Annotated in this window: 25 protein-coding genes and 1 pseudogene; 8 read left to right on the top strand and 18 right to left on the bottom strand. The window is 37.8% G+C overall.

Features of this window, described 5'->3' with window-relative positions; translation table 11 throughout:
- The first annotated feature begins 70 nt into the window (after positions 1-70).
- Positions 71-1,048 (top strand): calcium/sodium antiporter, encoded by a 978-nt coding sequence (locus ACERCF_RS01985; protein WP_373612131.1) that lies wholly within the window; start codon positions 71-73, stop codon positions 1,046-1,048.
- Positions 1,049-1,268: 220 nt separating this feature from the next.
- Here the strand turns inward: ACERCF_RS01985 and epmB are convergent, their stop codons facing one another.
- Entirely contained in the window at positions 1,269-2,261 is a 993-nt protein-coding gene (gene epmB, locus ACERCF_RS01980; RefSeq protein WP_373624461.1) for an EF-P beta-lysylation protein EpmB, read from the bottom strand.
- A 79-nt stretch (positions 2,262-2,340) separates the two neighbouring features.
- Entirely contained in the window at positions 2,341-2,883 is a 543-nt protein-coding gene (locus ACERCF_RS01975) for a Cj0371 family chemotaxis-regulating polar lipoprotein (protein ID WP_373624437.1), read from the bottom strand.
- Positions 2,884-3,052: 169 nt separating this feature from the next.
- Here ACERCF_RS01975 and efp point away from each other — a divergent pair, with 169 nt between their 5' ends.
- Positions 3,053-3,619: an elongation factor P gene (efp, locus tag ACERCF_RS01970; protein ID WP_373612128.1), complete on the top strand. Its 567-nt coding sequence runs from the start codon at positions 3,053-3,055 to the stop codon at positions 3,617-3,619.
- A gap of 62 nt (positions 3,620-3,681) precedes the next feature.
- On the opposite strand, the gene ACERCF_RS01965 is transcribed toward efp, so the two are convergent.
- On the bottom strand, positions 3,682-4,086 hold the full coding sequence (locus ACERCF_RS01965; RefSeq protein WP_373612127.1) for a ClpXP protease specificity-enhancing factor: 405 nt from the start codon (positions 4,084-4,086) through the stop codon (positions 3,682-3,684).
- On the bottom strand, positions 4,086-4,730 hold the full coding sequence (locus ACERCF_RS01960) for a glutathione S-transferase N-terminal domain-containing protein (RefSeq protein WP_373624436.1): 645 nt from the start codon (positions 4,728-4,730) through the stop codon (positions 4,086-4,088). The genes ACERCF_RS01965 and ACERCF_RS01960 overlap by 1 nt, the downstream gene beginning before the upstream one ends.
- A 174-nt stretch (positions 4,731-4,904) precedes the next feature.
- On the opposite strand from ACERCF_RS01960, the gene purE reads away from it, so the two are divergent.
- Genes purE through purK form a run of 3 tightly spaced genes read left to right on the top strand, consistent with a single transcriptional unit; the run spans position 4,905 to position 7,485 of the window.
- Positions 4,905-5,402 carry a 5-(carboxyamino)imidazole ribonucleotide mutase gene (gene purE / locus ACERCF_RS01955; protein ID WP_373612125.1) on the top strand — a complete coding sequence of 166 codons (498 nt, stop codon included), beginning with the start codon at positions 4,905-4,907 and terminating at the stop codon, positions 5,400-5,402.
- A 13-nt stretch (positions 5,403-5,415) separates the two neighbouring features.
- Positions 5,416-6,381 carry an asparaginase gene (locus ACERCF_RS01950; protein ID WP_373612124.1) on the top strand — a complete coding sequence of 322 codons (966 nt, stop codon included), beginning with the start codon at positions 5,416-5,418 and terminating at the stop codon, positions 6,379-6,381.
- Positions 6,382-6,396: 15 nt separating this feature from the next.
- The gene (gene purK / locus ACERCF_RS01945) at positions 6,397-7,485 is read left to right on the top strand and encodes a 5-(carboxyamino)imidazole ribonucleotide synthase (RefSeq protein WP_373624435.1); all 1,089 of its coding nucleotides are present in this window, start codon (positions 6,397-6,399) and stop codon (positions 7,483-7,485) included.
- Between the two features lie 393 nt (positions 7,486-7,878).
- Here purK and ACERCF_RS01940 read toward each other — a convergent pair.
- A pseudogene (locus ACERCF_RS01940) lies at positions 7,879-8,037 on the bottom strand (helix-turn-helix domain-containing protein); the annotation flags it as partial.
- A 97-nt stretch (positions 8,038-8,134) separates the two neighbouring features.
- Entirely contained in the window at positions 8,135-8,353 is a 219-nt protein-coding gene (locus ACERCF_RS01935; RefSeq protein WP_373624434.1) for a hypothetical protein, read from the bottom strand.
- 159 nt (positions 8,354-8,512) lie between these two features.
- On the opposite strand from ACERCF_RS01935, the gene queA reads away from it, so the two are divergent.
- Positions 8,513-9,601: a tRNA preQ1(34) S-adenosylmethionine ribosyltransferase-isomerase QueA gene (gene queA / locus ACERCF_RS01930; protein WP_373624433.1), complete on the top strand. Its 1,089-nt coding sequence runs from the start codon at positions 8,513-8,515 to the stop codon at positions 9,599-9,601.
- A gap of 71 nt (positions 9,602-9,672) precedes the next feature.
- Here the strand turns inward: queA and ACERCF_RS01925 are convergent, their stop codons facing one another.
- Positions 9,673-11,955, bottom strand: a complete 2,283-nt coding sequence (locus tag ACERCF_RS01925; protein ID WP_373624460.1) for a DNA internalization-related competence protein ComEC/Rec2 — start codon at positions 11,953-11,955, stop codon at positions 9,673-9,675.
- Between the two features lie 144 nt (positions 11,956-12,099).
- A complete protein-coding gene (gene sstT / locus ACERCF_RS01920) occupies positions 12,100-13,311 on the bottom strand; it encodes a serine/threonine transporter SstT (protein ID WP_373624432.1) in 1,212 nt (403 codons plus the stop codon).
- 244 nt (positions 13,312-13,555) lie between these two features.
- Between sstT and ACERCF_RS01915 the strand changes: the two genes are divergently transcribed.
- The gene (locus tag ACERCF_RS01915) at positions 13,556-13,918 is read left to right on the top strand and encodes a diacylglycerol kinase (protein WP_373611447.1); all 363 of its coding nucleotides are present in this window, start codon (positions 13,556-13,558) and stop codon (positions 13,916-13,918) included.
- Positions 13,919-13,956: 38 nt separating this feature from the next.
- A complete protein-coding gene (gene ushA, locus ACERCF_RS01910; RefSeq protein ID WP_373624431.1) occupies positions 13,957-15,600 on the top strand; it encodes a bifunctional UDP-sugar hydrolase/5'-nucleotidase UshA in 1,644 nt (547 codons plus the stop codon).
- A 73-nt stretch (positions 15,601-15,673) separates the two neighbouring features.
- Here the strand turns inward: ushA and yciH are convergent, their stop codons facing one another.
- The 10 genes from yciH to ACERCF_RS01860 all read right to left on the bottom strand — a co-directional run bounded on the left by yciH (position 15,674) and on the right by ACERCF_RS01860 (position 23,059).
- Positions 15,674-15,985 (bottom strand): stress response translation initiation inhibitor YciH, encoded by a 312-nt coding sequence (gene yciH / locus ACERCF_RS01905; protein ID WP_373611449.1) that lies wholly within the window; start codon positions 15,983-15,985, stop codon positions 15,674-15,676.
- A gap of 66 nt (positions 15,986-16,051) precedes the next feature.
- Entirely contained in the window at positions 16,052-16,747 is a 696-nt protein-coding gene (pyrF, locus tag ACERCF_RS01900) for an orotidine-5'-phosphate decarboxylase (RefSeq protein ID WP_373624430.1), read from the bottom strand.
- A 19-nt stretch (positions 16,748-16,766) separates the two neighbouring features.
- The gene (lapB, locus tag ACERCF_RS01895) at positions 16,767-17,960 is read right to left on the bottom strand and encodes a lipopolysaccharide assembly protein LapB (RefSeq protein WP_373624429.1); all 1,194 of its coding nucleotides are present in this window, start codon (positions 17,958-17,960) and stop codon (positions 16,767-16,769) included.
- Positions 17,961-17,963: 3 nt separating this feature from the next.
- Positions 17,964-18,251 (bottom strand): LapA family protein, encoded by a 288-nt coding sequence (locus ACERCF_RS01890; RefSeq protein ID WP_373611452.1) that lies wholly within the window; start codon positions 18,249-18,251, stop codon positions 17,964-17,966.
- Between the two features lie 40 nt (positions 18,252-18,291).
- Positions 18,292-18,573 (bottom strand): integration host factor subunit beta, encoded by a 282-nt coding sequence (locus ACERCF_RS01885; RefSeq protein ID WP_373611453.1) that lies wholly within the window; start codon positions 18,571-18,573, stop codon positions 18,292-18,294.
- 131 nt (positions 18,574-18,704) lie between these two features.
- Positions 18,705-20,348 carry a 30S ribosomal protein S1 gene (rpsA, locus tag ACERCF_RS01880; RefSeq protein ID WP_373624428.1) on the bottom strand — a complete coding sequence of 548 codons (1,644 nt, stop codon included), beginning with the start codon at positions 20,346-20,348 and terminating at the stop codon, positions 18,705-18,707.
- Positions 20,349-20,439: 91 nt separating this feature from the next.
- Positions 20,440-21,114, bottom strand: coding sequence for a (d)CMP kinase (gene cmk, locus ACERCF_RS01875; protein WP_373624427.1), 675 nt, complete (start codon positions 21,112-21,114; stop codon positions 20,440-20,442).
- 8 nt (positions 21,115-21,122) lie between these two features.
- Positions 21,123-22,157 (bottom strand): outer membrane-stress sensor serine endopeptidase DegS, encoded by a 1,035-nt coding sequence (gene degS / locus ACERCF_RS01870; protein WP_373624426.1) that lies wholly within the window; start codon positions 22,155-22,157, stop codon positions 21,123-21,125.
- A gap of 21 nt (positions 22,158-22,178) precedes the next feature.
- The gene (locus tag ACERCF_RS01865; RefSeq protein ID WP_373611457.1) at positions 22,179-22,703 is read right to left on the bottom strand and encodes an NlpC/P60 family protein; all 525 of its coding nucleotides are present in this window, start codon (positions 22,701-22,703) and stop codon (positions 22,179-22,181) included.
- Positions 22,704-22,756: 53 nt separating this feature from the next.
- Entirely contained in the window at positions 22,757-23,059 is a 303-nt protein-coding gene (locus ACERCF_RS01860; protein WP_373611458.1) for an integration host factor subunit alpha, read from the bottom strand.
- Between the last annotated feature and the right edge of the window lie 29 nt (positions 23,060-23,088).

Genomic DNA, 23,088 nt, shown 5'->3' with positions numbered 1-23,088 from the left:
GCTTTGCCTATATTTATTTTTATACAACAAGCTATAATGCACTTTCATTTTGTAACAATAAGGATAATTTATGACCCTTGCTCTTGCCGCTATTATCGGTGGCTTAATTGTGCTAGTTTGGAGTGCAGACCGCTTTGTTGATGGAGCCGCTTCTACCGCAAAACATTTTGGTATGACACCGTTATTAATTGGCATTGTCGTAATCGGCTTTGGCACATCAGCCCCGGAGATGATTGTTTCCGCTTCATCAGCATTAAGTGGCTCGCCCGGTATTGCACTTGGTAATGCTTATGGCTCAAACATCACCAATATTGCCCTTATTTTAGGTTTAACTGCACTAATCAAGCCGTTGATGGTAAGTTCTGAAGTACTGAAAAAAGAATTGCCTTTTTTAATGGCTGTTACTCTACTTTCAGCATATTTACTTTATGATGCCGATGTTACACGCTTAGATGCGATTATTTTATTAGCAGTATTCTTTACCTATATGGGCTGGACTATTATTACTGCTATGAAAAGTAAAGATGATGCCTTAGCCATTGATGTTGATGCAGAATTGGATAATAGTGAAGAAATGAGCTTGGGCAAATCAATTTTATGGTTAATTATTGGCTTAGTACTTTTAGTGGTTAGCTCTCAATTCTTAGTTTGGGGGGCTGTTGAGGTGGCAAAATTCTTTGGCGTGAGCGATTTAGTTATCGGTTTAACCATTATAGCAGTTGGCACATCTTTACCTGAGCTTGCTTCATCTATTGCAGCTGCTCGTAAAGGCGAAGTGGATTTAGCATTAGGTAACATTATCGGTTCTAACTTATTTAACACCCTTGCTGTAGTAGGTATTGCAGGTGCAATTGAGCCAATGCAGGTTGCTGCAGAAGTTTTCTCTCGTGATATTGTGATTATGTCTGCCTTAACATTCTTACTTTTTGTATTTGGTTTGAATGTGTATCACCGACCGGAAGGCGGAAGAATTAACCGTTTAGAAGGGCTTATCCTTTTCGCCGCCTATGTGAGTTATAATTTCTATCTGTTTAAAACTGCTATCTAAAATAAAAGCATAATAGCAAAAGTGTTGGTAAAAAGTGGCTTAAAGTCATATATTACAAGGCTTTAACCCTCTTTTTAAAAAATTATGAATATAAAAAATGTATTTTTTGCCAACAAGACGCTCTCCAAACTATAAATTCGCAGATTACAATAAGACCTTTAGCATGGTATATTCGTATTAATGGATATACAGTAAAAAGGTCATCTATTACTATTTACTATTAGCCTTTCAATGTTTTATTCGGCTCTTTTGCAATTTCCCTTGCCAGTTTGGGAACAAGGTAGCCTGAGGTAATTTTTTGTAGCTCTCGATAAATTTCAATCGCTTTTTCATCTTCAATATAAAAATGGCTCGCCCCTGCTACTTTATCAAACAAATGTAGATAGTAAGGCAAAATCCCATACTTGAAGAGCTTATCGCTTAATGCTTTTAGGATTTGAGCATTATCATTCACATCTTTTAGCATAACCGATTGATTCAGCAATACCACTCCCGCTTTTTTCAATAATCCCATTTTCTCCGCAAAAACATCATCAATTTCATTGGCGTGATTAATATGAGTAACCAACACCACATTCAAACGAGATTGTGATAACCGTTCACATAATTCTGGCGTAATTCGATTAGGAATGACCACAGGAAGGCGTGAATGAATACGCAATGTTTTGATATGTGGAATTTGTTCTAATTTATCTAATAGCCAATCCAATTCCTGATCTTTTGCAATTAGCGGATCGCCGCCTGAAAAAATCACTTCTTCTAGTTCGGTATGTTCAGCAATATAATCTAAACTTTGCTGCCACACTGCTTTACCACTTTTCACTTCATCATAGGGAAAATGACGGCGGAAGCAGTAACGGCAGTTAATCGCACAGCTATTTTTTATCATAAATAACAAACGGTTATGATATTTATGCAAAATATTCGGTGCCGGACTTTGCTGTTCTTCTAACGGGTCGGCAACAAATCCTTCCTGTTTAATAAATTCCTGTTGTAATGACATTGCTTGCAGAAAAAGCGGATCTTTCGGATTGCCCTTTTCCATTTTTTCCGCAAAAACTCTCGGCACTCGGAGAGGAAATAATTTGCGAGCAGCGATATCTACCTCAAAATCTGCTGGATTGAGAGCTAAAAATTGCAGTAAATCAATAGGATTATTAAAGGCTTGAGCAAGTTCAGATAGCCAAAGCGGTTTAATTTGAATTGGTTGCATTGAAAAAACAGTAGGGACAGGTCCTGTGCCTGTCCGCTGGAAACAATCATAGGCGAGCACAGGACACGCCTAAGGATTATTAAGGAATTAAATTACATTGTAATGGTGTGCCGTTTGGATTAACCATTACCGTTGGCGAAGTTTGTACGCCTTGTGCAGCCACTAAATATTGTACGCCTGAGATACAATAACGGCGGTAACCGTCTGTTTTCTCCACTAAGAATGGATCAACTTGACCACCAATGCTCTTAAATTCCGCAATCGCACCATTTGCAATATTTTGAGCAGAATCAACCGCTTGTTGTGCATTTGCTTCTGCTGGTTGGTTTGCGTGTGCGTTTGATGACATCATATCGCCTAAAATATAACCTGCTGCAGCCCCCATTGCCACATTCGCTATAGTGCTACCTTGACGAGCTTGTGGCTGAGCTGCCGCATTATTTGGTGTGTTCGCAAAAGTGGCATCTCTTTGCTGCTGTGTTTGTTGAGCTTGTTGCTTAGGTGCTGGTTTAGTTGCTACCGCTTTTGATGGACTAGCACGGAAACCGCCACCACGTTTTGCTTCCGCAACTGTTGCTACAGAAACTGCTAAAATGGCAGAAAGAGTGATCAATTTTTTCATTCGTATTCCTTTTATTAAGTGTGATTATAAAAATTATAGCAAAAAAGTTTAGAGATCTTTCGCTAATTTTGTGAATTTAGGTTATTATATGGCTCTTTTTGACAAACCCAATAGGGCTAGTTTCAAAATGTGTTAATTTATTGTTATTTTTTAAATAATTGAGGAAATAATGGCTAGTTACAGCACTAATGACTTTAAAAAAGGTTTAAAATTTATCCAAGATGGCGAACCTTGTGTAATCGTTGAAAACGAATTCGTAAAACCAGGGAAAGGTCAAGCGTTTACCCGTACTAAAATCCGTAAATTAATCTCGGGTAAAGTATTAGAGATCAACTTCAAATCAGGTTCTTCTGTTGAAGCAGCTGACGTTGTTGATGCTAACTACAACTACTCTTACAGCGATGGCGATTTCTGGTACTTTATGCACCCAGAAACATTTGAGCAAATCTCTGTAGATGAAAAAGCATTAGGCGATAATGTAAAATGGTTAGTTGATAATGCTGAATGTATCGTAACCTTATGGAACGGTTCTGCAATCGCAGTAACACCACCAAACTTTGTTGAGTTAGAAATTGTTGAAACTGACCCAGGCTTAAAAGGTGATACAGCAGGTACAGGCGGTAAACCGGCAACATTAAGCACAGGTGCGGTAGTGAACGTACCATTATTCGTACAAATCGGTGAAGTAATCAAAGTCGATACTCGTTCTGGCGAATACGTTTCTCGCGTGAAATAATTTTTATCACTATCTAAAACTGAAGCCCTGTATTATACAGGGCTTCATTATTTCTATCGCTTCTATTTCACTAATTTTAATGTTGATGCTTTTTTCACTTTTGGCTTCTGCATTTTATCAGTGCCTGTGCGAGCTTGGTAAGCCTCAACGCTATAATACTCTTCTTCTTGGAACATAATGCCATCGCCCGTTTCTTGGGCATAAATGGCTTCCATTGCACCAAAAGGAATATGAATATCCCTTAGCATTCCCTGAAAGCGTGCACTAAAACCAATGTATTCATCAGTTGCCACATATTGTCCGACTGATCGAGAAGAAATATTTAAGATGATTTTTCCTTCTTTTACAAATTCAACTGGCACATCAACATCTGGATATTCTGCGTTTACCAATAAATAGGGCGTGTTGTCGTTATCAATAATCCAGTTGTAATAAGCATTATAAAGATAAGGTCTTAACGGTTTCATTAATCTTTATCGTCCATCAAATGTTTTGGAGCTTCACCGCCAACAGATTGAATAAAACTATCACGCTGGAACACTCTCGTCATATAAGTGTTAATTGGTTTTGCTGTAGTACCCGTAAATTTCACGCCTAATAGCTGCATACGCCATAATAATGGGGCAATATAGCAATCAACAAGGCTGAAATCATCACTCATAAAATAAGGCTTAGCCGCAAAAACAGGAGCTAATGCTAAAATATCTTCTTTGAGCTGAGCTAATGCTTTTTTCGCTTCTGCTGACTCAGGATCTTTGTTCACTAAATCAATTTGAGCGTACCAATCTTGCTCGATACGGTAGATGTTCAAACGACACTGACCACGAGAAACAGGATAAACAGGCATTAATGGTGGGTGTGGAAAACGCTCATCTAAATATTCCATAATAATACGAGGGTTAAATAACACCAACTCACGATCAACTAAGGTTGGAATATTGCCATAAGAATTCAATTCCAATAAATCTTCAGAAATACTACCTAGCATAACGTTCTCAATTTCATAAGGAACACCTTTTTCTGCTAAGACAATACGCACTTGGTGGCTGTAAATATCATTTTTATCTGAAAAAAGCGTCATTACCGAACGTTTATTTATACTACTCGTCATTTATATCTCCGATGATTAAATTTAACAAAAATAAAATTAGTTATTGATTATATCATATTTTAACCAATAGATAACAGCCCTAAAATTTGGCTTTATCATATCAAATATCTAAGCAAACGTTTGCCTTGTATGGTATCATCACAGCGTTTTATATTAGCAGAATAAGGATTTAAAATGTCTGACAAAGTCGAAATTGCCATTATTATGGGGTCAAAAAGTGATTGGGCGACAATGTCTGAAGCCACGCAAATTTTAGACCAATTTGGTTTGAGCTACCACGTTGAAGTGGTTTCTGCTCATCGCACACCAGATAAACTTTTTTCTTTTGCAGAAAATGCCCAAGCGAATGGCTATAAAGTCATTATTGCAGGTGCAGGAGGAGCAGCTCATTTACCCGGTATGATTGCAGCAAAAACCATTGTACCTGTGCTAGGTGTACCGGTTAAAAGCTCAATGCTAAGCGGTGTCGATAGCCTTTATTCTATCGTACAAATGCCGAAAGGCATTCCTGTTGGCACACTTGCAATTGGCCCTGCTGGTGCAGCAAATGCAGGCTTATTAGCAGCACAAATTTTAGCAGCTTTCAACCCAGAAATTGCGGAAAAATTACATCACTTCCGCCAAACACAAACTCAAATGGTGTTAGATAACCCTGATCCTCGTATTGAATAATCACGTTTTACAAATGTCTAAAAAATTATTAATTATCCACACAGGTGGTACAATTTCAATGAAAGAAGGGGAAGACGGCAAAGTCTCCCCTTCTGCTGAAAATCCATTATTAAGTGCGTTAGAACGCTTAAACCACCCTGCAAAATTGGTGCAAGAATCCTTATTTAATATTCCCTCTCCACATATCAATATTGAGCATTGGGAACAGTTAAAAACTCGTATAGAGCAAGCCGTAAACGAAGAAAATGTTGATGGTATTGTGATTACGCACGGTACAGATACTTTAGAAGAAACCTCTTATTTCCTTGATTTAGCCTTAAATGTGAACGTTCCTATCGCTATCACAGGGGCTATGCGTTCAAGTAATGAACTTGGCTCAGACGGCTTAATTAACCTACAAAGTGCAATTTTAGTTGCCTTAAATGAAGAAAGCCGAGATAAAGGCGTTCTAGTGGTAATGAATGATGAAATCCATAATGCCAAATTTGTAACCAAAACCCACACAACCAATGTTGCTACATTTCAAACCCCAACATTCGGGCCTTGTGGTTTGGTTACAAAAGAATCGGTAATTTTCTTCCAAAAATTGACCGCTTACGAGCGTTTTCCTATAAATCAGCTCACTAAAACGAATGTTCAACTACTCAAAGCCTATGCTGGAATGGACAGTTTCTTACTTGAGAAACTTGCCGAAAGCCGTTGTGATGGTGTCGTGATTGAGGCATTAGGTGCAGGTAACTTACCGCCCAGCTGTCTTGATGGCGTAGCTGCTTTAGTGAAAGCGAATATCCCTGTTGTGATTGTTTCCCGTGCCTTCAACGGCATTACTCAATATGTGTATGATTATGTGGGCGGCGGCAAACAGCTCAAACAACAAGGCATTATTTTTACCAAAGGTTTAAGCGGACAAAAAGCTCGCATTAAATTGATGGTATTACTCAACCAACAATTAGATAAACCACTATCCGATTATTTCTAAATTCGAGAACATTATATGCAAAAAAGTGCTATCTACCCTCCCGTTTATGTATTAGGCAATGGTCAATTAGGCAGAATGCTGCGTTATGCAGGTGCACCACTTGATATTGAAGTAAAACCGCTTGCCTTTGATGCTCCTGTGTTTGATATTGAGCCAAACAGCATTATTACCGCTGAAATTGAACGCTGGGCAGATACGCCTTTAACGCAGCTACTCGGTAATCATAAAAATTTTGTGAATCTCAATGTGTTCGGGCGATTAGCCGACCGTTTTACGCAAAAATCCCTGCTTGATGAACTCAATCTTGCCACCTCAAGCTGGCAATTACTGGAAAATGCGGAGCAATGGCAACAGATTTTCCAAAATATCGGCGAAAAAGTAGTGGTGAAACGCCGTACAGGTGGCTATGACGGGCGTGGACAATGGATTGTTACCCAAGACTCTATTCAACAAATCACGCCAGATTTATACGGCAAAGTGATTGCGGAAAAATTTATTCCGTTTGATGGCGAAATCTCGATTGTGGGGGCAAGATTCCGTGATGGTTCAACACGCTTCTACCCGACTTCTCATAATCTCCAACAAAATGGCATTCTTCGTTATTCAGTATCTGATGTAAATTTATCAAACCAAGCGATTTATCAGCAACAAGCTGAACAAATGCTCGGGGCGGTTATGCAGAAATTAGATTACATCGGCGTGATGGCGATGGAATGTTTTATAGTAGGCGATAAATTACTCATTAATGAACTCGCCCCTCGTGTTCACAACAGCGGACATTGGACACAACTCGGTTGCTCTATCAGCCAATTTGAGTTACATATACGAGCATTACTTGATTTACCAACACCCGAACTCAAACAAATCGCCCCAAGTGTGATGGTTAATTTAATCGGTATTGAACACTCAAACCAATGGTTAAATCTCCCATTTAGCCAACTCCATTGGTATGGAAAGGATGTTCGAGCAGGTAGAAAAGTTGGACATATTAACTTTACTCATCCAGACAAAAACACTCTGATTGATTTACTCGAACAGCTAAGACCAAACTTAACGGAAGATTTTAATTCAGGGCTAGATTGGGCGATTGAAAAGCTCAAGTAAGCGGTTGAATTTTGATAATTTCTTGCAAATCTATAAAGTACAAGTTATCTGACTTGTGCTTTTTTACTGCCTCCCCAATGGTGCGAGCGTCCTCACTCGTACCAAACAAGCGGTTAATTTACCGCTAAAATTTGCAAAATATTCAGAATAATTGGCCGCTTGTAACTTATATTAAATAGCATTAGCGTGGGCGCTAATGCTATCAGGGATATCGGAGGAATTTAGTCTATATACCTCATCTAACTTCACCTGCATACCATCACTATATTCACTGATAGTTTTGCAAAATTTAATTTTTATTCCCTCACATCTAGGGTAGGATACTAAATTTTCATTTAAATACTCGCCCCCCAATGAAAATGGAATTATAGGCATAAGAATGTTATTTATATGTAGAAGATCAACCCCACCTTGTTCCACTGCTTGTTGATAGCGATAGAATGTATCTCGACTCATTCCCATTGCTTTACAGGCTTGTGAAATATTTCCAAGTTCTTCTGCTAAATTAAGCAAACCAGTCTTGTGTTTAATGAGAGGATTAGAATAAAACATGAGAGTTTCCTTTTTGTTTAGATTGATTTTTGACACCCATATTCTAAACGGGAAACTCTCACTTTTTATAATGATTTGTCAGATCAAGTCTGATCTTCTACAGTTTATCTGTAATACGAGTATCAAGCCGCACATCTGCCTGATGTTGTAACTGCTCTGCTTGATTTTGTTGGTATTGCTGTTGGCGTTGTTGCTGAGCAGCATCAATTTGTTGTTGGAACGGATCGATTCTTTCTGGTGCAATCGTATTAGCTTGAGAAGCTAGCGATACGCCCAATCCAATAGCAGTTAAAATAAAATCAGGTGCTTTTTTCATAATACAAACTAACTAAAGAAGAGAACTTGATTTTTCGAGTCTATAAGAATTTCTTTAGGCTAGCAAGCTCCATTTTGAGGATGAGTGTGCTTTTCTGACTTATCTTCCTTTTTATGCTATCATTTCCGCCATTTTTATACTACAGAGAATAGAATAACCGTGTTAGTTTCAGATTTTCATTTTGACTTACCCGATGAGCTCATCGCTCGCTACCCGACTGCTGAGCGTTCTGCCAGCCGGTTGCTCCACTTAAATGGCGAAACAGGCAAGTTTGCCGATCAACAATTTGTGGATTTATACGATCATATTAATGAAGGGGATCTACTGATCTTCAATAACACCCGTGTAATCCCTGCTCGTCTTTACGGTCGTAAACCAAGCGGAGGGAAAGTCGAGGCGTTGGTCGAACGTGTGTTAGATGAACACCGCTGTTTGGCTCACGTTAAAGCCTCAAAAGCACCAAAAGAAGGGGCTGAGTTAATTTTCGGGGAAGATAAGTTAGGCGAAGGAAATGGATTTACTGCCACAATGGTCGCCCGCCACGATACATTATTTGAACTCAAATTTAGTGAGCAACATCCGTTGTTTGATTTATTACAACTGGCTGGACATATGCCTCTGCCGCCTTATATCAACCGCCCAGATGAAGATGCTGACCAAGAGCGTTATCAAACGGTTTACAGCAAAGTGTTAGGAGCTGTTGCTGCCCCAACCGCAGGCTTACATTTTGATAATGCAATGCTTGAAAAACTGAAAGTAAAAGGCGTAAATACCGCATTTGTTACCCTCCACGTTGGGGCTGGCACATTTCAACCTGTGCGAGTAGATACGATTGAAGAACATAAAATGCACGCAGAATATGCCGAAGTGAGCCAAGAAGTGGTGGATAAAATTTTAGCAACTAAAGCTAACGGCAAACGTGTGATTGCGGTTGGTACAACCTCTGTTCGTTCGGTTGAAAGTGCCGCTCAAGCAGCCGAAAAGGAAGGCAAACTGATTTCACCATTCTTCTCAGATACATCCATTTTCCTTTATCCTGGAAAAACCTTCAAAGTCGTTGATGCGTTAGTAACGAATTTCCATTTACCAGAATCGACATTGATTATGTTAGTTTCTGCTTTTGCAGGCTACAAAAACACAATGAACGCCTATGCCCACGCTGTTGAGGCAAAATACCGATTCTTCAGCTATGGTGATGCAATGTTTATTAATAAAAATCCGAATGCGTTGAATGATGTGCCACTCTAACCTACAGCCCCAAAGAGCCTGAATTATGCCTAACCTAGTACGGCTTTGCCGTGCTAGGTAAACCTATTTGATCAATAAAACTGCTTATACCAAGGCGAAAATAAGTCTCTCGCTTGCATAATTTTAAATGAGTTTTGATAAAACTTAACCCTAATCATTCCGACTTTTGCGGTATTTAATACTTCAATGCCTTTTCTTTCTAAACGCTCGACTACTTGCTTGTTTGGTAATTTCCACGGATTCCATCTGCCTGCGGAAATAAAAGCGAATTGCGGTTCGGCTAAGGCTAGTAAGGTTTCACTAGTACTACTTTTACTGCCGTGATGCCCGACTTGTAAGAAATCAATTTTCCTGATATTTGGGGCAAATCGGCGTTCTTGCTCTATGCCAGAATCGCCTGTGAGCAAAATCTGCAAGCGGTCATTTTTTGCCAAAATAATGCAAGAGTCGTGATTTTTAGCTCGTTCTACAATTTGTGATGGGTAAAATGCGGATAAATGCCATTCTCCGAACTGCCACGACTTCCCTTGAATGCAAGGTTCCGGTGCAACATTGCGGTAACGAACTTTACTTGAGCTAATCAGCCGAGCATTTGGGTAAGCAGAGAGTAAATCGACTACTCCACCTGAGTGGTCATTATCATCGTGGCTGAGAAAAATGGCTTCTACAGAAATGCCGTTGCGTTTTAGATAGGGCAATATTTCGAGCTTTGCCATTGAATTTATCTTGCCATCACCAGATTGCCAACTTGAACCTGTGTCATAAATTACTGCTTTGTTTTGCTCATAAATCAATGCCATTGCTAACCCTTGCCCAACATCAAACATAATCCATTCTGATTTGGCTTGACTAGCCCATTTATGCAGATAAAAACTCAAGTTGAACAATATTGATAATGTAACTGCACTGAGCCATTTTTTATAAGAAAGCTCATATACTTTGCAATAAAGACATAATAAAACCAATAGATTAAGTGAAAGCAACTGCCATTGTTGCCAATAGCTTAGCGTAAACCACGCATTAGAAAGGGGTGTTAATAGCCATAAACTCTCTTGAGCAAGATAATCCGCCAGTTGCCAAGTAGAAAAGAGGTTGTCGGTTAATAGACTGAATAAAATCAGCGGTACAAGCAAAAAACTGTAAAGAGGTACAATAATCAGATTGGCAAGTAAGGCAAAGGCAGATACGCCCTCAAAAAAATAGAGCTGAACAGGCGAGAAAACCAGCCAAATTCCAATTTGTAAATGCAAAAGTGATAACCACAAGCGGTTGAATTTCATCATTTTTTTGCGAGTTTCATCAGAAATAAAGCGATTTAAAGGGAAAATTTGATACCACAGAATCAAGCTGACTACCGCTAACACAGAGAGCCAAAAACTGTCAGAAAGTAAACTGAGTGGGTCAATAACCACCAATAAGGCTACAATTCTCCACCAAAGTTGCCAAGCGGTGTAATGCCGCCTTAAATATTGGCAAAGCAACACAAAGGCAATAGCGAATAAGGCTCTTACTGTCGGCTCAGCAAAGCCCGCTAAATAGCTATAAACAAAGGCGGTTAGAAAGCCCACTATTCTTGCAAAATAAAGTGAAAATCCGACCGCTTGTAACCACTTAAGCCTACTTTTCAAACAAAACCATTGCAGGCTTTTCGCCAAATAAAATCCAAACAGCATCGCAAGCCCAATGTGTAAGCCTGAAATAGCAATTAAATGAGCTGTGGCTGTTTGTTGAAATAGCCCCCAATCAGCTGTTTTTAGCCAAGCTCTTTCGCCGAAAGCAAGCGCTAATAATAAGCCTTGTGTAGGTAAATTTTCCGTGTCTGCTTTAACTTTATGTAGCCAGTCTGTCCGAAAGCTACTCTCTATTTGAGCTAATTTTTCCACTTTCCGAGCAGTCGCCGTCATATGGATATGATTGGCAAAATACCAACGCTGGCGATCAAAATTACTGATATTACTGCGGGCCGAAATCGGGCGTAGTGTGAGTTCTGCTTGATAATAGTGATTAAGCAATAATGGCTGCTCTGCTTGCCAATTTAGGTAGATATTCTCACCAGTTGGCAGTGTAGCAATAGCGGTTTGATAATCGGTTTGCTTAAGGATTTTGCTAATTTTAAATTGAGTGTTCTGTTTACTAGCGGTTATATTTTCCACATTTTTTGCAACTTGGAAAATGTGAAAATAACTAACGCAGATTATCATACCAAGTAGAAAAATAAGTTTGGCTCGAACATAAATGCTGTAGATTAAGATTACTCCACCCAAAGTAATGCCAGCTATTAGCCAATCTCTAGGCAACAGCAAGATAGGCAGATGGAATAAAAAGAGAGCAATACAAAAACGATCCAACATAATCAAAAGGTTAATTTTTTAACCCAAGTATGCCGTTAAAGATGATAGTTTTCAGAAGAATTTGGTAAATTTTCGACGCAGATCGCAAAAATAAACCGAAAAAAGAAAGGCAGACTAAAAAGTCTACCTTATCCGAGAAAAGAGAAACTACGCTTTTTGATCTTCTGCGTAACTTACCGCTGCGGTAAATAGTACGTCTGTTGAAGAGTTTAATGCTGTTTCAACTGAATCTTGAATTACTCCAATCACAAAGCCTACACCAATTACTTGGGCTGCAATATCATTTGGAATATTAAATAAGCTACACGCTAATGGAATTAATAATAATGACCCACCGGCAACACCTGAAGCGCCACAAGCACAGATTGAAGCTACAATGCTTAATAATAATGCAGTTGCGAAATCCGGTTGAATCCCTTGTGTATAAGCTGCAGCTAAAGTTAATACCGTAACTGTAATTGCTGCACCTGCCATATTGATAGTTGCACCTAAAGGAATGGCTACAGATGCAATTTCATCACGCACACCTAAACGCTTCGCTAAGTTCATATTCACCGGGATATTCGCAGCCGAACTACGTGTAAAGAATGCAGTTACACCACTCTCACGCAAGCAAGTAAATACTAATGGATATGGGTTGCGACGTGTTTTCCAGAACACTAATAATGGGTTTAATACTAATACAACTAATAACATTGCTCCCACTAATACTAATAATAAGCGTGCGTAACCTTCAAATGCATCTAAACCATTTACAGCAACAGTTTCAGCCACCAAGCCAAATACGCCGATAGGTGCGAACGCAATCACAATTTTCACCACAAATGAAACTGCATTGGCTAAATCATTTAAAAACGCTTTTGAACTTGCTGAACCGTGACGGAATGCAATCCCTAAACCAATAGACCATGCAAGAATACCAATGAAGTTTGCATTGCTTAACGCAGCAAGAGGGTTATCCACTAAGTTAAAAATAACGGTTTTTAAAATTTCACCAATACCTTGCGGCGGCGTTAAACCATCAGGGCTTGAAGTTAGCTCTAAAGTTGTTGGGAACATAAAACTTAGCACAACAGCAGTTAATGCAGCACAAAATGTACCTAGTACATAAAGCACTAAAATTGGCTTTAATTTGCTGTCTGAACCTACTTCTTTATTCGCAATAGCTGATAACACTAATACAAAGACTAAAATAGGTGCAATAGCACGGAGAGATTTAACAAAGAATTGACCTAATACGCCAACGCTCACTGCCCAATCTTTATTAATAAATGCCAGTAGAACCCCTAGCACTAAACCGATGGCGATGCGTAATACTAAATTACCGCCAAGAATTTTTGATGATAATGATTGACTCATAACATTTCACTTCTGTAAGACAAAAATAAGGATAAATACTATTTACCCACCCGAAAAACAAGGTTGTTAGATTAGCGGAAAAATAGCCAATATGGAATAAACAAGCGGTCATTTTTTTCAATTTTTTTGCAAAAAGCTAATTTTGCTATTTTCAGATTAATTGATTTTATTCATACTAACTCCCTTGAAGATAACTTTTCTTTCAGTACAATAACATTTAACTTATTCACTTTTCTAACAACTTATGAAACCTAAAAATAAAGCTGATTTCCAACGTGTGATCAATGCAACAAATTATTCAATGAAAGGCTTAAAGGCAGCTTATATTAATGAAGCGGCATTCCGTCAAGAATTTTGGTGTGCAGTTATTTTATTTCCACTAGCCTTAATTTTAGGCGACACTAACATTGAAAAAGCCTTGTTAGTTGGAACACTCTTTTTAGTGCTTATTGTTGAATTATTAAATAGTGCGATTGAATCCGTTGTGGATCGTATTGGCTCTGACTTTCACGAATTGTCTGGCAGAGCAAAAGATTTTGGTTCGGCAGCCGTATTTTTATCAATGATTTTACTGGCAATTACTTGGATATTCATTTTATTCTTCTAATGCCCTGTTATAACACCAATACTTACTGAGGTATTTCTATGAACTTTAAGAAAACATTACTTTCTCTTGCTATTTTAGGCTCAGCCTCTGCAATAGCGTATGAAACCGATAAAACCTATAGTTTTACTGTGCTACATACCAATGACTTACACGGTCATTTCTGGCAAAGTGATAAGGGCGAGTATGGCTTAGCGGCACAAAAAACATTAATTGACGCTATTCGTAAAGAAGTTGAACAGAAAGGCGGATCAATCTTAGTGTTAAATGCAGGCGATGTGAATACAGGTGTACCCGAATCAGATATGCAAAACGCTCGTCCTGATATTGAGGGTATGAATGCGATTGGTTATGACGCTATGGTGTTAGGCAATCACGAATTTGACTTCCCTCTCCAAATCCTTTCAATGCAAGAACAATGGGCGAAGTTCCCTTTTATTTCAGCTAACGTTATTAATAAAAAAACAGATAAGCCTATTGTTAAACCCTATATTATTCTTGAGCGAGGTGGTTTAAAAATTGCCGTTGTTGGTCTTACAACTGAAGATACTGCAAAATTAGGTAATCCTGATGTAACTGAAAATGCGGTATTTAAAAACCCGATTGAAACGGCAAAAACAACGCTTGCAGAAATTAACAAAACTGAAAAACCGGATGTGCGTATTGCTTTAACTCATATGGGCTACTATTTTGACGGTAAACACGGTACAAACGCACCGGGCGATGTAACAATGGCAAGAACGCTTGATAAAGGAGCTTTTGATCTAATCATTGGTGGACATACACACGATACCGTTTGTATTGATGAGAAGGGGCAATTCAAAGCGAAATATACACCGGGCGAAGAGTGTAAACCAGATTTCCAAAATGGTACTTGGATTGTTCAAGCTGGCGAATGGGGTAAATTTGTCGGCCGTGCTGATTTTGAATTTAAAAATGGCAAAACTACTTTAGTAAAATATGAGTTAATCCCAGTAAACTTGAAAAAAACCATCAAAAAAGAAGATGGCACGAGAGAATATGAGCTTTACCAGCCTGAAATTAAAGCTGATGAAGCAACCTATGCTCTGTTAAAAAAATATCAAGATGAAGGCGACCAAAAACTAAATATTGAGGTGGGTAGCGTTAAAGGCTTATTAGATGGTAAACGTGAACATATTCGCTTCCATCAAACGAATCTCGGCCGCTTAATTGCTCAATCTCAAATGGAGCGAGTAAAAGCAGACATCGGGATTATGAACTCGGGTGGTATTCGTACCTCAATTGAGGAAGGCAAAGTAACCTATAAAAACTTACTGACCGTTCAACCATTCGGTAATATGATTGCAACGGTGGATTTAAAAGGGCAAGAACTATTAGATAGCCTTACTGCTATCGCATTAAAAGATGTTGATACCGGTGCTTATCCTCAATTTGCAGGTATTTCAATGACCGTTGATCGTAATGCAAAAACCATCTCTGAAGTAAAAATCGGCGGAAAACCGTTTGATGCTGAGAAAACCTATAAAGTTTCTCTACCTGACTATGTTGCGGCAGGTGGCGATGGTTATCCATTACTGAAAAAACACCCTAGCTATGTGAACACAGGCTTTATTGATGCTGAAATGCTGAAAACATACTTTGAAGAAAATAAAGTGATTGAAGCGGATAAATACGATCCAAAAGATGACATTATTTTCAAATAATTAAAGGTAAATGGGGAAATCAAATGATTTGTCAGATCAAGTCTGATCTTCTACAAATGATTTCCCCACTTTTTTAGCCTCCAGAAAGTTTTACTTTAAAACCTTTTCCTTCCAAAATTTGTTTAATCAGTTCACGGTTATCGCCTTGAATTTCAATAATCCCCTCTTTAAACGAACCACCGCAGCCTAACTTACGCTTCAACTCTGAAGCAAGCGAATTAAGAGCTTTATCATCTAAATCAAGCCCCGTAATCACACAAACACCTTTTCCTTTACGCCCACTGGTTTGGCGTTGAATGCGAATAATCCCATCGCCTTTTGGGCGTTCTTCTTTCATAATTTCTGGCTTAATTCTGCCTGTTTCGGTTGAATAGACTAATGTCATTTGCAAATTTTTCCTCAGATATGACCGCTTGTATCATTTAAAAAGGCGGAAAATTCCGCCTATTGATTAACCATTAATAGATTGATTTATGGATTTGAGTACCGCTAATGGAGCAGCCGCTTGGGTAATCGGGCGACCAATGACTAAGAAATCTGAACCTGTTTCTATCGCTTGTTTTGGTGTCATTACACGGCGTTGGTCAGCAAAATCACTCCCTTCCGGGCGAATACCCGGTGTGATTAATTTGAAATCTTCCCCACAATGTGTGCGTAATACTTCAACCTCTTGTGGTGAACAGACAACCCCGTCTAAACCTGCACGCTGAGCTAAATGTGCTAACCGAATGACTTGCTCCATTGGTGAAGCATTAATACCAATTTGTAATAAATCTAGATCTTCCATACTGGTTAAAACCGTTACCGCAATCAATAATGGTGCATCTTTGCCATAAGGTTCTAAGATTTTTTTCGCATCTTCCATCATTTTTAAGCCGCCTGAAGCATGTAAATCTACCATCCATACGCCTAAATCAGCGGCTGAACGTACTGCACGGGCAACGGTATTTGGAATATCGTGATATTTTAAATCAAGGAATACATCAAATTTACGGTCGTGTAACTGTTTTAAGAAATTTGTACCTAATGTGGTAAACATCTCTTTGCCCACTTTTAAACGACAAAGTGATGGATCAACTAAATCCACAAATTCCAGTGCCTCACGTTCCGTTTCATAATCTAAAGCAACAATGACTTTATTGTTCATACTGAACTCCTTAATTTTATTAGATAAGACCATCGATACTCTGTATCGGTTTAATTTTTTCCCATTGGTTACAAGATGGGCATTGCCACATTAAGCGATAACTTTGATAACCACAATTTAAGCAACGATATTGAAAACCTTTCTTGATTTGATTCCCCACCATATTATGCAGTAACACCAAACTCTCTTTACCATTTCCCTCTTCCGCAAAATCCGCTTGATATCGAATGAATCGATGGAAAGTAATCAAACTCGGATAAGCACTTAGCTGCTGATATAATTTAGAATGTGCTGCATTAATACCATCTTTCTCTTCAATAAATTCGGTTAATGCAATATCTACGCTACTATTATGTTTGACTTGATTAGCTTTAATCAAGAACAACTCATATCCATTAGGATCATTTAGAGCGATATAACATTGCTTCACTCGACTAAGCACTTCACTAATATAATCAGGATCTTGTTGTAGAATTTGCTCAAAATAACCTAATGCTTTGCTAAACTCTTCCTGTTCCAAATAGAAATCAGCTAGCATTATCGAAGCTCGTGTAGATTGAGGGTAATAATCTAAAGCTTTGTTTAACACTTCTACAAATGCAATTTTATCGTCAAATTTGACCACTTGTGCATATTCACAATAAAAATGAGATAATGGAATTTTATCGGATTCTGGCGAAATTTTTAGTAACTTTTCAGCAACATTAATTACTTTCTTCCATTCTCGTGTTTTTTGATAAACTACCGTCAGTTGAGATAAGGAATGTTTAGCAAATTCAGGTTCATCAACTAATGAAATATAATAATTTTCTGCTCGATCATAAAAACCTGCCGCCATAAAATCTTTAGCCAATTGCTGTTTAGCGAGCAATTTCTGTTCAAATGAATAGTCAGGATTATTTTCTAAGGCTTGATGAATACGCAAAGCTCTATCAACCTCACCCCTTGAGCGAAACAAATTACCTAAGGTTAATTCAGCTTCAAATTGGGATTCAGTCGAGATTTGATTTTCAGACTCTTGCTTTTGTAGCATAGAAAGGAAAAGATCAACTGCCTTTTCCTGTTGATTAGATAAAAGGAAGTTCAATCCCGTAACATATTCACGAGAAAACTTATTATTGACAGTTTCTTGATCCTTTTTTGCACTACGCTGCCCCATATACCAACCGTATAATGCGGCAATAGGCAACAAAAGGAACAATAATTCAAGCATTGATTATTCAACCTTTGGCGTGGTTAATTCAGTTATCTGCTGACCTTGACGTTTTACACGGCGGTTTAATGCAATATTTTGCACTTTCACTTTTAAGTAAAAAATACCCGTTACTAACCAGCCTAAAATTAGCCCTAATCCAAATAAAATTGCAACTAATGTTGATAGACGTAATTCACTTTGGGCAATAATATAATTGAAAGCAATAAGTTGATCATTATTCGCACCAATTGTAATTGCAACAATAATAACAGCAATAACAAGTAAAATACCAAAAATATACTTAATCATATCATCTCCTTCACTACAGAAATTTATAATTTGATGAGAATTAGACTATATCCACTCGCTCTTTTAAATCTTTACCTGCTTTAAAATGAGGCACATATTTCCCAGATAACGTGACACTGTCCCCTGTTTTAGGATTACGTCCTACACGAGGTTGACGATAATGTAATGAAAAACTACCAAAACCTCTTACTTCAATACGCTTACCTTTTTCTAAGGTTAGTGTTAAATGTTCTAAAATCTCTTTTACACAATTCTCTACTGTTTTAATATGCAAATTTGGATTTTTAGCCAATAAACTCTCAATTAATTCAGATTTGGTCATATCTTCCTCATCAAAATCGTTATAGCAATTTTAAATAATCACTCATAATTAAATGAATATTTAAAATAGCAATTTAAGTTTAAATGGGTATGCATCAAACATACCCATTTAATTGATTGGCTAAGTACTAATTATTCACCTTTAGCTGCTTTGAAAGCTTCAGCAAATGCATTTGGTACTGCAACTTCTTCTTTGTTCACTTGAGCAATTGCAGCTGATTCTTCTGCTTGGTCTTTTGCACGAACAGATAAGTGAACGATGCGTGATTTACGATCTACGCCGGTATATTTTGCTTCAACTGTATCATTTACTGCAACTTCACTGCTTAAATCTGCTGCACGGATATAACCTTCCACACCACCTGCTAATTCAACTTTAGCACCCTTAGCATCAACTTCTACTACTGTAGCTGAAACGATTTCACCTTTTTTTGCACCATCAACAAAGTTTGTGAATGGATCAGATTCTAATTGTTTAATACCTAAAGAAATACGCTCTTTAACTGCATCAACTTGTAGAACTACTGCTTCAACTTCGTCACCTTTTTTGTAGTTACGAACAGCTTCTTCGCCTGAAATATTCCAAGAAATATCTGATAAGTGAACTAAACCATCGATACCACCTTCTAAACCGATGAAGATACCGAAATCAGTAATTGATTTAATTTTACCTGATACTTTATCGTTTTTGTTGTGAGTTGCTGCAAATTGTTCCCACGGGTTTGCTTTACATTGTTTTAAACCTAGAGAGATACGGCGACGCTCTTCATCAACTTCAAGTACCATTACTTCAACAACATCACCTACATTAACTACTTTAGATGGGTGAATGTTTTTGTTTGTCCAATCCATTTCTGAAACGTGAACTAAACCTTCAACACCGTCTAAAATTTCAACGAAGCAGCCGTAATCAGTTAAGTTAGTTACTTTACCTGTTAATTTGCTATTTACCGGGTGGTTTTCAGCGATTACTGCCCAAGGATCTTGACCTAATTGTTTTAAGCCTAATGATACACGAGTTTTCTCTTTATCAAATTTTAATACTTTAACAGTAACTTCATCACCTACATTAACCACTTCGCTTGGGTGTTTAACACGTTTCCACGCCATATCAGTGATGTGTAATAAACCGTCAACGCCACCTAAATCAACAAATGCACCGTAGTCAGTTAAGTTTTTAACTGTACCTTTAACTTCAGAACCTTCAACTAAGTTTGCTAATACAGCATCACGATCTTGGTTGCTTTCTGTTTCGATAACAGCACGACGGGATACAACTACGTTGTTACGTTTTTGATCTAATTTGATTACTTTAAATTCGTACTCTTTGCCTTCTAAATTTAAAGAATCACGAACAGGACGAATATCAACCAATGAACCTGGTAAGAATGCACGTACACCGTTTAATTCAACAGTGAAACCACCTTTTACTTTACCATTTACGAAACCAATAACTGTAGCTTGTTCTTCAAATGCTTTCTCTAAAGCAATCCAAGCTTCGTTACGTTTTGCATCACCACGAGAAACAACTGTTTCACCGAAGCCATCTTCAACAGCTTTAAGAACAACATCTACTTCATCACCAACTTGAACTTCAAGTTCACCTTGGGCATTAGTAAATTCTTCCGCTGGAATTGATGATTCAGATTTGAAACCTGTATCAACAATAACATAACCTTTTTGGATAGCAACAACAGTACCTTTAACAACATCACCTAAACGTGGTGTAGCTGAAAATGATTCTTCAAGTAGTTGAGCAAACGATAATTCTGACATAATAAATCTTCTATAAAATAAACATCCATCTAACGTCCTGTTAAACGGGGTTGGTAATAAAAGCTAAACAAATCCTATGTAAAGCCACAAACTAAAATTTAATATATTGAGCGATATGATCTAATGCTTGTTTAATCACATCATCAATAGATAAATGCGTTGAATCTAACAATAACGCATCTTTAGCTGGAACAAGAGGAGCAACTACCCGATTTCTATCACGGAAATCACGCTCTTTTATCTCAGCTAATATCTCATCAAAGTTAGCATTAAATCCCTTTTCTTGCAACTGTTTTACACGTCTTTTTGTGCGTTCTTCTGCACTTGCGTCTAAAAAGAGCTTAATTTGAGCATTTGGAAACACAACCGTCCCCATATCTCGCCCATCAGCAATTAATCCTTTTTCCGTGCTAAATGCTCTTTGACGTTCTAATAACGCCCTTCTAACCTTAGGAAAAGCAGCAATTTTAGAAGCATTTTGCCCTGCTTCGGCAGTACGAATTTGATCTCCTACATTTTCGCCATCTAAAATTACGCTAATTTCGCCATTTTGAGGCACAAATTGAATATTTAAATAGCGCCCTAATTCTGCTAATTTTTCTTCATCGTCAAGGGCAACATCTTTTTTAACTGCACTTAAGGCAGTAATGCGGTATAACGCCCCTGAATCTAGGAAATCGAAGCCTAATTTTTCTGCCAAAGCGTGACACAATGTGCCTTTGCCTGCACCACTAGGTCCATCAACTGTAATAACTATTTTTTCCATTATTTACCTTATTGTGCTTGTAATTCAGTAATAGTTACATCAAAGTTAAGTAATTGATCTCCACGTTGTACCACTACTTTAACCTTAGTATAAGGTGTCATTTCCGCTAACTCTTCCATCATTTGCGAGGGAGAAAGAGCATCAATATTCCCAACTTTAAGCACTAAGTCGCCAGCCTCAATACCTGCTTTTGCCGCTGGGCCATTTTTATCTACATTCGCAATAATTACACCTTTTTCGTAACCTTGCATTTTCGCTGTGTCGAGTAAATCGGTACTAACCCCAAAATAACCACGAATCACACGACCATCTTTAATAATCTTGTTCATAATTTGATTCGCCAGATTAATAGGGATTGCAAAATTTAAACCTTCAGATAATTCATTAGTATTCTTCCCAAAACGTAATGTATTGATACCAATTAATTCTCCGGCCGTATTAATTAATGCACCACCTGAATTTCCTTGATTGATAGACACATCGGTTTGAATAAAGTTTTGCCTTCCACTTTCAGTTAAGGTTTTACGACCAATCGCACTAACAATACCTTGCGTGATACTTTGCCCCAAATTTAACGGATTCCCAATAGCAAGTACCACATCACCAATTTCTAATTTTCTATCCAAATTTTGCGGAATAGTTGGTAGATTTTCAGCATCAATCTTTAGAACAGCTAAATCCGTAAATGAATCATCTCCAATTAATTTAACATTAGTGGAAATAACCCCATTTTGTAAAGCAATAACAATTTGATCTGCATTTTCAATAACATGCTTATTGGTTAAAATATAGCCATTACTACTCATAATTACTCCAGAACCTAGGTTTTCTACCTCAAAAGTAGAGTGCTCTGGACTAAAATTTCGACTATATACATTTACCACCGCAGGAGAAGCAATTTTAACGGCTGAATTATAACTAATAATCTCTTTTTGATTGAATGCTGTAAATACACCTACATTTTGAAATAATGGTGCAACAAATAAAATTAAAAATGCACAAAAAAGTCCAAAAATGACTGATTGTCCAATTTTTTTCAGCATTATAAATTCCTTGAAAGTGAATTATAAACGGCGGGCCTGCCAAAATGCTTTTGACCAATAAGGTGAATTCATATCAGAATAAATCACACCGCCTTTTGTTGAAGCATGTAAGAATTGCCCATTTTTAACATAGACTCCAACGTGTTTGCCGTTTGGGCCTCTACCTGTGTTGAAGAAAACTAAATCACCCGTCCTCAGATCCCGTTTAGATATACGCTGCCCTTCTTTAGCTTGATCTTTAGTTGTTCTTGGTAAGCTAATCCCGAATAAATCTCTAAAGGTAACTTGCATAAAACCAGAACAATCAATACCTGACTTACTATTGCCACCTAAACGATAACGTGTGCCTTTCCATTCGTGTTGCTGTTCACTCAAACGACTGATTGCCATAATAGGATCAGCTAGATCAGCGTGATACTCTGAATGATAAATTTTACTTTTTGCTTGTGCTTTGGAAACTGATTTATCTGAGCTAGAACAAGCTGACAATATAATTGCACTTGCTAACAAAGCCCCTAATGATAACCACCTTCTCACTAATTTCATCTTACACTCCTGATACTGAATATTTTCTTTATCATCTACCCCTGAAAGATAATTTATTTTCCTGACTGAATATTTGGTTGTTCAACACGATCACGCAACTTTTGGCTGGCTTTGAAAATGACTACTCTTCGTGCAGATACTGCTACATTTTCGCCTGTTTTAGGATTACGACCCGGTCTCGCTTTTTTCTCTCGCAGAGAAAAATTACCAAAGCCTGATAATTTAACTTCCTCACCTTTCTCTAGAGATACTCGAATTTCTTCAAAAAATAATTCAACAAATTGCTTAGCAACACGCTTTTCTAAGTCTAATTTTTCAATTAGATTTTCTGCAATTTCAATCTTGGTAAGTGCCATAATTGATCCTTATTTATTTTATGGCTGAT

This window comes from Mannheimia kashgarensis, from assembly GCF_041807705.1.
Taxonomy (GTDB): domain Bacteria; phylum Pseudomonadota; class Gammaproteobacteria; order Enterobacterales; family Pasteurellaceae; genus Mannheimia.
The sequence above is the reverse complement of the archived record's forward strand: the minus strand, read 5'-3'. Positions and strand labels throughout refer to the sequence as shown.

Coding starts and splice junctions, on each gene's coding strand:
- yciH (WP_373611449.1), bottom strand. CDS start 15,985: ATGACATTAGTCTATTCAACCGAAACAGGCAGAATTAAGCCAGAAATT.
- epmB (WP_373624461.1), bottom strand. CDS start 2,261: ATGCAACCAATTCAAATTAAACCGCTTTGGCTATCTGAACTTGCTCAA.
- ACERCF_RS01915 (WP_373611447.1), top strand. CDS start 13,556: ATGAAACCTAAAAATAAAGCTGATTTCCAACGTGTGATCAATGCAACA.
- ACERCF_RS01975 (WP_373624437.1), bottom strand. CDS start 2,883: ATGAAAAAATTGATCACTCTTTCTGCCATTTTAGCAGTTTCTGTAGCA.
- ACERCF_RS01890 (WP_373611452.1), bottom strand. CDS start 18,251: ATGATTAAGTATATTTTTGGTATTTTACTTGTTATTGCTGTTATTATT.
- purK (WP_373624435.1), top strand. CDS start 6,397: ATGCAAAAAAGTGCTATCTACCCTCCCGTTTATGTATTAGGCAATGGT.
- ACERCF_RS01885 (WP_373611453.1), bottom strand. CDS start 18,573: ATGACCAAATCTGAATTAATTGAGAGTTTATTGGCTAAAAATCCAAAT.
- ACERCF_RS01935 (WP_373624434.1), bottom strand. CDS start 8,353: ATGAAAAAAGCACCTGATTTTATTTTAACTGCTATTGGATTGGGCGTA.
- pyrF (WP_373624430.1), bottom strand. CDS start 16,747: ATGAACAATAAAGTCATTGTTGCTTTAGATTATGAAACGGAACGTGAG.
- ACERCF_RS01985 (WP_373612131.1), top strand. CDS start 71: ATGACCCTTGCTCTTGCCGCTATTATCGGTGGCTTAATTGTGCTAGTT.
- sstT (WP_373624432.1), bottom strand. CDS start 13,311: ATGAGTCAATCATTATCATCAAAAATTCTTGGCGGTAATTTAGTATTA.
- efp (WP_373612128.1), top strand. CDS start 3,053: ATGGCTAGTTACAGCACTAATGACTTTAAAAAAGGTTTAAAATTTATC.
- ACERCF_RS01860 (WP_373611458.1), bottom strand. CDS start 23,059: ATGGCACTTACCAAGATTGAAATTGCAGAAAATCTAATTGAAAAATTA.
- ACERCF_RS01950 (WP_373612124.1), top strand. CDS start 5,416: ATGTCTAAAAAATTATTAATTATCCACACAGGTGGTACAATTTCAATG.
- ACERCF_RS01965 (WP_373612127.1), bottom strand. CDS start 4,086: ATGAAACCGTTAAGACCTTATCTTTATAATGCTTATTACAACTGGATT.
- lapB (WP_373624429.1), bottom strand. CDS start 17,960: ATGCTTGAATTATTGTTCCTTTTGTTGCCTATTGCCGCATTATACGGT.
- cmk (WP_373624427.1), bottom strand. CDS start 21,114: ATGGAAAAAATAGTTATTACAGTTGATGGACCTAGTGGTGCAGGCAAA.
- degS (WP_373624426.1), bottom strand. CDS start 22,157: ATGCTGAAAAAAATTGGACAATCAGTCATTTTTGGACTTTTTTGTGCA.
- ushA (WP_373624431.1), top strand. CDS start 13,957: ATGAACTTTAAGAAAACATTACTTTCTCTTGCTATTTTAGGCTCAGCC.
- purE (WP_373612125.1), top strand. CDS start 4,905: ATGTCTGACAAAGTCGAAATTGCCATTATTATGGGGTCAAAAAGTGAT.
- ACERCF_RS01865 (WP_373611457.1), bottom strand. CDS start 22,703: ATGAAATTAGTGAGAAGGTGGTTATCATTAGGGGCTTTGTTAGCAAGT.
- rpsA (WP_373624428.1), bottom strand. CDS start 20,348: ATGTCAGAATTATCGTTTGCTCAACTACTTGAAGAATCATTTTCAGCT.
- ACERCF_RS01960 (WP_373624436.1), bottom strand. CDS start 4,730: ATGACGAGTAGTATAAATAAACGTTCGGTAATGACGCTTTTTTCAGAT.